At 44.9% G+C, this 6,803-nt stretch carries 5 protein-coding genes and 24 tRNA genes; 3 read left to right on the top strand and 26 right to left on the bottom strand.

The annotated features are described in order from the left end of the window. Positions 1–4: 4 nt before the first annotated feature. Positions 5–1,090 (top strand): DUF3696 domain-containing protein, encoded by a 1,086-nt coding sequence (locus ACM5QX_RS24500; protein WP_414755929.1) that lies wholly within the window; start codon positions 5–7, stop codon positions 1,088–1,090. A gap of 136 nt (positions 1,091–1,226) precedes the next feature. Here the strand turns inward: ACM5QX_RS24500 and ACM5QX_RS24505 are convergent, their stop codons facing one another. Continuing rightward, positions 1,227–1,406 carry a hypothetical protein gene (locus tag ACM5QX_RS24505; protein ID WP_414755930.1) on the bottom strand — a complete coding sequence of 60 codons (180 nt, stop codon included), beginning with the start codon at positions 1,404–1,406 and terminating at the stop codon, positions 1,227–1,229. Between the two features lie 199 nt (positions 1,407–1,605). Between ACM5QX_RS24505 and ACM5QX_RS24510 the strand changes: the two genes are divergently transcribed. Both ACM5QX_RS24510 and ACM5QX_RS24515 read left to right on the top strand, forming a co-directional pair. Then, positions 1,606–2,349: a ParA family protein gene (locus tag ACM5QX_RS24510; RefSeq protein ID WP_414755931.1), complete on the top strand. Its 744-nt coding sequence runs from the start codon at positions 1,606–1,608 to the stop codon at positions 2,347–2,349. Positions 2,350–2,366: 17 nt separating this feature from the next. Further along, positions 2,367–2,996, top strand: a complete 630-nt coding sequence (locus ACM5QX_RS24515; RefSeq protein ID WP_414755932.1) for a hypothetical protein — start codon at positions 2,367–2,369, stop codon at positions 2,994–2,996. Positions 2,997–3,168: 172 nt separating this feature from the next. Here ACM5QX_RS24515 and ACM5QX_RS24520 read toward each other — a convergent pair. The 25 genes from ACM5QX_RS24520 to ACM5QX_RS24640 form a co-directional block, all read right to left on the bottom strand. After that, a tRNA-Ser gene (locus tag ACM5QX_RS24520) sits at positions 3,169–3,251 on the bottom strand. Between the two features lie 7 nt (positions 3,252–3,258). After that, positions 3,259–3,332 (bottom strand) — tRNA-His (locus ACM5QX_RS24525). A gap of 6 nt (positions 3,333–3,338) precedes the next feature. Next, positions 3,339–3,412, bottom strand: a tRNA-Ala gene (locus ACM5QX_RS24530). A 6-nt stretch (positions 3,413–3,418) separates the two neighbouring features. Then, a tRNA-Arg gene (locus tag ACM5QX_RS24535) sits at positions 3,419–3,490 on the bottom strand. A 90-nt stretch (positions 3,491–3,580) separates the two neighbouring features. After that, positions 3,581–3,651 (bottom strand) — tRNA-Met (locus ACM5QX_RS24540). Between the two features lies 1 nt (position 3,652). Beyond that, positions 3,653–3,726 (bottom strand) — tRNA-Leu (locus tag ACM5QX_RS24545). A gap of 32 nt (positions 3,727–3,758) precedes the next feature. Beyond that, positions 3,759–3,831, bottom strand: a tRNA-Lys gene (locus ACM5QX_RS24550). A gap of 43 nt (positions 3,832–3,874) precedes the next feature. Continuing rightward, positions 3,875–3,952: transfer RNA gene (locus tag ACM5QX_RS24555), tRNA-Leu, on the bottom strand. A gap of 20 nt (positions 3,953–3,972) precedes the next feature. Further along, positions 3,973–4,046: transfer RNA gene (locus ACM5QX_RS24560), tRNA-Leu, on the bottom strand. 3 nt (positions 4,047–4,049) lie between these two features. Then, positions 4,050–4,126 (bottom strand) — tRNA-Pro (locus ACM5QX_RS24565). 1 nt (position 4,127) lies between these two features. Continuing rightward, positions 4,128–4,205: transfer RNA gene (locus ACM5QX_RS24570), tRNA-Leu, on the bottom strand. Positions 4,206–4,233: 28 nt separating this feature from the next. Next, positions 4,234–4,308: transfer RNA gene (locus ACM5QX_RS24575), tRNA-Gln, on the bottom strand. A gap of 5 nt (positions 4,309–4,313) precedes the next feature. Next, positions 4,314–4,389: transfer RNA gene (locus ACM5QX_RS24580), tRNA-Gln, on the bottom strand. A gap of 5 nt (positions 4,390–4,394) precedes the next feature. Then, positions 4,395–4,469: transfer RNA gene (locus ACM5QX_RS24585), tRNA-Asn, on the bottom strand. Positions 4,470–4,478: 9 nt separating this feature from the next. Continuing rightward, positions 4,479–4,552: transfer RNA gene (locus ACM5QX_RS24590), tRNA-Phe, on the bottom strand. Between the two features lie 5 nt (positions 4,553–4,557). Then, positions 4,558–4,631 (bottom strand) — tRNA-Arg (locus ACM5QX_RS24595). A 6-nt stretch (positions 4,632–4,637) separates the two neighbouring features. Further along, positions 4,638–4,725: transfer RNA gene (locus tag ACM5QX_RS24600), tRNA-Ser, on the bottom strand. Between the two features lie 4 nt (positions 4,726–4,729). After that, a tRNA-Tyr gene (locus tag ACM5QX_RS24605) sits at positions 4,730–4,814 on the bottom strand. A 126-nt stretch (positions 4,815–4,940) separates the two neighbouring features. After that, a tRNA-Glu gene (locus tag ACM5QX_RS24610) sits at positions 4,941–5,014 on the bottom strand. Positions 5,015–5,142: 128 nt separating this feature from the next. Further along, positions 5,143–5,213: transfer RNA gene (locus ACM5QX_RS24615), tRNA-Trp, on the bottom strand. Between the two features lie 3 nt (positions 5,214–5,216). After that, positions 5,217–5,291 (bottom strand) — tRNA-Ile (locus tag ACM5QX_RS24620). 5 nt (positions 5,292–5,296) lie between these two features. After that, a tRNA-Cys gene (locus ACM5QX_RS24625) sits at positions 5,297–5,370 on the bottom strand. Positions 5,371–5,375: 5 nt separating this feature from the next. Further along, positions 5,376–5,452 (bottom strand) — tRNA-Glu (locus ACM5QX_RS24630). A 3-nt stretch (positions 5,453–5,455) separates the two neighbouring features. Continuing rightward, positions 5,456–5,531 (bottom strand) — tRNA-Asp (locus ACM5QX_RS24635). A gap of 202 nt (positions 5,532–5,733) precedes the next feature. After that, a complete protein-coding gene (locus ACM5QX_RS24640; protein WP_414755933.1) occupies positions 5,734–6,270 on the bottom strand; it encodes an HNH endonuclease in 537 nt (178 codons plus the stop codon). Positions 6,271–6,803 lie beyond the last annotated feature (533 nt).

The raw sequence follows: 6,803 nt of genomic DNA on the forward strand, positions 1-6,803 counted from the left end.
ATTAATGATTAGCTCATTACGGCTGCTAAATTTTAAAGCATTTGAAAATCAATTGATTGATTTCAAATCACTTACTCTACTCTCTGGTTATAATAACACTGGTAAATCTTCTGTGTTGCAAGCATTGTCACTGCTGCATCAATCTTACCAGAAAGGTTTACTACAAAACCCTAGCTTATTACTAAATGGAAATTTGGTAAATATTGGCAGGGCAAGGGATGCTTTGTATGAAAATGCAAAAGAAGACTATGTTGGATTTGAGCTTAGTTTAAAAAACGGAACTAAAGGAACATGGCACTTTAACTACAACTCATTAGAGAGAGAGGCTGATGTTTTAGAACTTGGATTCAACTCTGTTGATGCCGATATTTATCAGTCCAGCATTTTCAGTGGAGAATTTCATCATCTGCAATCAGAACGTGCAACAACTAAGTTCGGAATCTTAAATTACCAAAGGCAACAACTTAGACAAATTGGTGTGCTTGGCGAATATACAGCACATTTTCTCTATACTTATGGTAGTCAACCAATCCCCATCACTCAACTTGCTCACCCACAAGCCAAATCCATAAATTTGATAGACCAAGTTGAGGCATGGTTGGGAGAAATAAGTTCTGGCTTCCGTATTCAAGTTAACGCACATTTAGATATAGATTTGGTTAACTTAAAATTTAGTGACCATGTTGGATACGGCATTACCTATGTTTTACCAATTATCGTAGCAATCCTTGCATCTAGTCCAGGTGCTTTAATTCTGATTGAACACCCAGAAACCGGACTCCACAACCAAGCACAAACAAAGCTGGGTAAGCTGTTAGCGCTGGCTGCTAATTGTGGTGTTCAAGTTGTGCTAGAAACTCATGGCGACCATATTTTAAACGGCATTCGTCTTGCGGTGCATGGCAGAAAAATTGAGTCGGATGATGTGCAATTACATTACTTTCAACGTCAAGAACAACAAGGTAAAACTTTCATTCAAGTTGTGTCACCACGCATTAATCGGGACGGCAGAATTGACCGATGGCCTGATGGGTTCTTTGATGAGTGGGAAAACATTTTAACTGTTCTATTAGAACCTGCGAAACTATAAATCGCTTCTGTTATAAGCTGTGATTGCTTCTTCCCCACTTTCCCCTAGAACCAAACCTATTAACAAGTTCTTGTGGGCGATGCCTGCGGCGGTAAACTACGCTCATCAATCAATTCCACTGTGTCATTTACTATACTTACAACTCTCGTAGCAGTGCATCATTTCTCCTTTGTGCCTCCTCCCCATTGGTTTCTACCACATCAAAAGCTTCTTGAACAGCAGCTTGCACTCTAATGGGCAGTGCTTCAAATTTCTCGGTGTTGAGTATAGAAATGCGGCAACCGATGTAGGGCATAAAGTCAATAAATGGCTGCATTCCAGATTTAATCAACAGTTTTGATAACGCAGATGGCTAACTTATCAAGTTGTTCTTATTACAGACTTACCAAGAAACTTGCTAACAATCTAGCTGGTTGGCAACCCAACTTGTTAACAAGTCGGCTGGTTATCAACCTAACTTGCCATATTCATGACTTGCCAGTAATCTCGTAAGCAAAATGCTTGGTTAAAATTCAATGATTATCGCATTGGCAAATCAGAAAGGAGGGGTAGCAAAAACTACTTCTACCATCTCTCTAGGAGGACTGCTGGCTCTTAAAGATACTGTCCTGACTGTTGACCTTGACCCTCAAGGTAATCTGACTACAGGGCTGGGGGTGGAAGTGGCTAATGACCAAATTAGCTGCTACGACGTTATTACAGAAAAAGCAGAAGTCATCAATGGAGTAGTTTCTACTAAATTTGGACTTAGCTTATTGCCTGCTGACATCAACTTAGCTAAGGGAGAAACAGAAATGCTTATGAAGGTAGGTAACTTCTCCATCCTTAAAGAGCGACTGACTCCCGTACTCAAGCAATTCAATCACATCTTAATTGACTGTCCACCTTCTTTGGGACTATTAACGGTTAATGCCTTAGCTGCTGCGGATGCAGTTCTTATCCCAGTACAGTGTCAATTTTTCGCTTTAAAAGGGCTGGCTGCACTGTTGGAAACAGTTGCAAGTGTTCAGAAACGTCTTAATCCCCAATTACAAATACTGGGAGTGCTGCCAACAATGGCTGAGAATACCGTCATGACTCAAGATGTCTTAGCCTCCTTAAATAAGAGACTACAAAACATTCGGATATTTGAACCTGTTCCAAAGTCAATCAAGTTTTCTGAGTCAAATTTAGCTGGTGAGCCAATTCACATCTATGCTAAAGACCCCAAACTGGTGCAGCCTTACCAGATTATCGCTAATTTAATTGCTGCAATCTAATTAAGGTGAAAAGACAGATGGCAAAACAACGCGCCAGATTAAATGACGATAATGATCCGTTGTCCTCGACCGATAAAGTTTTAGCTGGGTTTGAGCAAATTAGCAAGTCAGCAAGTCAGCAAGATGGAATGTCAACCAGTAGTAAATCTAACAAGTCAGCAAGTCAGCAAGATGGAATGTCAACCAGCAAGGAAGCTGACAAGTCAACCAGTCAACAAGACAAACCACCAACTAGTCGTCAATATAACAAGTCAACCAGTCAGCAAGATGAAGTGTCAACCAGTAAGGAAGCTGACAAGCCAACCAGTCAACAAGACAAACCACCAACTAGTCGTCAATATAACAAGTCAACCAGTCAGCAAGATGAAGTGTCAACCAGTAAGGAAGCTGGCAAGTCAGAAAGTCAGCAAGTTAATATAGAAAAAGTTTCATTGCGTAAATCTACGTTTCAAATCAGTGAAGATGTACTGCATCAGCTAGACAAACTGCACCTTACACTCCAGTTAGAGCTAGGAAAACCTCATGCTCCTTATAAAGAAGTGATTGTAGAAGAAGCTTTAGTACAACTGTTAGAGTCCTTTAACTCTGATCGTGCAGCTTTGATAGAGGTATTGATGTCAAGGCAGAAAAGTCGGGACAAACTTTGAAAGATGAGTGTGCGATGGCGTAACCTAACCCCCCACTTCTTGCGATCGCCTATTCTAATATTTCGGTTTGCAGAAGGCGATTGTCTACTAAACAAATCCACCAGGGAGGTACTGCCCCTCCTATGACTGTGTTATCAGCACAGCGCCTCACTTTTCGGCTTCAGGTGGAAGGCGGAAGATGGAGGAATCGAACCCCTACAGTTACCTGTACCCCGGTTTTCAAGACCGGTTGCCGACCATTTAGCGGCATCTTCCTTAAAGGGGTGTCTGACGGGACTTGAACCCGTTATGACTGGTTCCACAAACCAGCGCCGCGACCGCTTTGGCTTCAAACACCAAAAGTGGAATCAAGGGGATTTGAACCCCTAACCTCCCGCTTGCAAGGCGGACGCTCTAGCCAGTTGAGCTATGACCCCAGACAGCAGGAGTGAAGGGACTTGAACCCCTACAAATCGATTTAGAAGATCGATGCCCATCCATTAGGCGACACTCCCATAAATTGGTAGCCCTGACAGGATTTGAACCTGTAACCCTCTGTTTGTAGGACAGTTGCTCTGCCGCATTGAGCTACACCAGCATTTGGAAGCGGGGGTGAGAGTTGCACTCACCGTTTGCAGCTTATGAGACTGCCGAGCCGCTCTTGCTCTATCCCCGCATACCCCTGACAGGAGTTGAACCTGCAACAAACCCGGTTTAAGCGGGCTACGTCTGCCAATTGCGTCACAGGGGCATCATTTAGTGGGTCGCCCAGAAGTAAACTTATGGGGTATACAGGAGTCGAACCTGTCTGAGTCGGATTAAAAGTCCGATGCACTAGCCGCTATGCCAATACCCCATACGTAAAGCGGTTGTATATCCGCTCTACCAACGACCCAATTTGGTACTCCCGACAGGATTTGAACCTGCAAAAATTCCGTCCCTCAAACGGAAGCATTTACCAATTTCGCCACAGGAGCATGGTTGGGCAAATGCCCAGTACCCTTGGTGGGAGTCGAACCCACAAAATCTGGTTTCTAAGACCAGCACGTTTGCCAGTTTCGTCACAAGGGCAAATGGTCGGAGTGGCAGGATTTGAACCCGCAACCTTCAGCTCCCAAAGCTGCCGCGCTACCAAGTTGCGCCACACCCCGTTGGTACTCCTGATGGGATTTGAACCCATACACAGACTGTTTTTGAGACAGCCGCCTCTGCCAGTTGGGCTACAGGAGTATAATTTGTCTGCTTTATCAAAGCAGAACTGGGAAGGCAGGAATCGAACCCGCGAGATCCTGAGCCAAAATCAGGTGGCTTTGCCAACGTCGCCTACTTCCCAATAATTGGATGCAGGAGTTGGGGTCGAACCAACCTCTCCTTGATTCAGAGTCAAGGCGACTTACCAATCGTCCATCCTGCAATTAATGGCTGCCCCAGTAAGAGTCGAACTTACAACCTCGCGGTTAACAGCCGCTTGCTCTGCCATTGAGCTATGGGGCAATGTGCCAGTCCCCCAGATCCGGATTGAACGGATGACCTCCTGTTCTTCAGACAGGCGCTACTACCAACTGAGCTACCAGGGGATAGGCGAGAACGGAGGGACTTGAACCCCCAACCTTCAGGTTCGTAATCTGAGATGCAATCCAGTTACACCACGTTCTCATAAGGCGGAGAGAGTGGGAGTTGAACCCACAGTGAGATACTGAATCTCACGACTGTTTAGCAAACAGCTTGCCCTGCCAATAGCAATCTCTCCATAATGGGCCGGGTAGGATTTGAACCTACGAAGCACAGAGGCATCCGTTTTACAGACGGCTTCCTTCAACCGGACTTGGATACCGACCCAAATCAATGTCCACTTGATAGAAATACATCTACAAGGGATGGAGTGAAGGGGAATCGAACCCCTATCCAGCAAGCGTCCATTTGTTGGTTTCGTTGCTGTCGATCACCATTCGTCACCCCATGAGGCAGTGCAGACGGGACTCGAACCCGCTAATTACACGCTTGAAAGACGTGCCGCTCGACCACTTCGCTTCTGCACCATGTATGCCGTGTAAGTTGAAAAAGCTGTTGATTCACACACAGGAATTGAACCTGCTCACGACTGTTTTAGAGACAGTTGCCTTACCATTAGGCGAATATGTAAGCTTTTTCGATTAGGACACAGCAACGCACAGACAAGGATTTGAACCCTGACTAAAGGTTTTGGAGACCCTAGTGCTGCCATTACACCATCTGTGCATTTGGTAGCAGCGACGGGAGTTGAACCCGTATACTCTCGGTTATGAGCCGAGTACCTTGCCGTTAGGTGACGCTGCAATGCTTGGAGTCCAGGGCGAGAATTGAACTCGCACAGTCGGTTTTGCAGACCAATACCCTACCGTTAGGCGACCTGGACACATTTGGAAGCCTCGACGGGAGTTGCACCCGCTCCTCCGTGCTTGAGAGGCACAGCGACTTATCTATTTGTCCACAAGGCTACACGGGGATGATGGGATTTGAACCCACGGTCTTTCGCTCGACAGGCGACTGCTTTGAACCGGACTAAGCTACACCCCCACGTTGGGTGGCAATTATTCAGTTTTCATGGTTCTGAGGTGTTTGCTCTATGCCTTGTTGAGAGCCTGTAGTGCTTCACTACATACATACTACATAATGTATTACAAGGTGTCAAGGGCATACTACAAAGTTTTTTTTGAGAAGTGAGAGGACAGTGTGATTTAATCGCGGTATTGCCCTCTCTGATTGAGTTTGAAGTCAATTACTCAGATTCACTCAGGCGTTGTGCGTTCCAGAATTGTTCAGCAAATGCAACTGCTGGGTGAATCGGGGCTTTGGGCCTGTTTTTCAGTACCATTCCCGCTTCATGCGGCAAGCGATCGCTCTTGGTTGAGTTGCATTTTTCACACGCTGTGACAACGTTGTCCCAGGTATGCTGTCCACCCTTTGAGCGGGGGATTACATGGTCAAGCGTTAAATGCTTGGTGCTACCGCAGTATTGACAGGTGTGATTGTCTCGTCTCAAAACTTCACGACGGTTTACAGGCGGTACTTTCCAATGACGTTCGGGATTGCCAACGGTTAAGCGGATGTGTTCGGGTACTTGTAGTACAACACTGGGAGAACGTACTTCCCACTGTTTTGTACTACCAAAATTCAACGATTCAGCCTGACCCGTGACTAACAGCACGATTGCTCGTTTGATATTGATGCGTGCTAATGGTAAGTAGTTTTTGGAGAATACTACGACTGAATTTTGTAGTATTTGGGATTGCTGAAAAGGTGGTTGAGCTTCCATTAGTTAATTCACTCCTAAAAAATAACCCCCGCCTCTGGTGAAAAGAAGCGGGGGTCAGTTAGTTGATACTCTCTGCACTATGTCGGTGCTAGACAACATTTGCACCTCCCGCTAGGGATAAGTTGATCTCGATTCAGCCAAGAGGCTAACGCTCCAAAAATGCCAACACTTGTAGATTCCTCGCCAATGAACAGATACATTCCCTCAAACGCAAACAGCGCGATTGCTCTGCCTAAATCCCAATAGGGTTGGCAATGCACCGCGTTATTAATGCTTGAAGAGAACTTGCTGATCATGGAACTTTGTAGTATTTGTAATTAAGATACTTTTAATAATACATCTTGTATTATAGGTTTGTCTACTACAGATTTTAGAAGATATAAAAGGGCAACAAATTTTCCGAAATAGTAAAGCTTGGGGTGTAGTAAATATCAGAGTGCTGAATTATAAATAAGTTCTATAAATAACTAGGGGAATATAACCCTTTGTTGTCACTTCCATGAGAGAATAATTAAGTAAAAACGCCGAAAGTA

This window comes from Anabaena sp. CCY 9910 (genome assembly GCF_963920875.1).
Lineage (GTDB): Bacteria > Cyanobacteriota > Cyanobacteriia > Cyanobacteriales > Nostocaceae > Trichormus > Trichormus variabilis.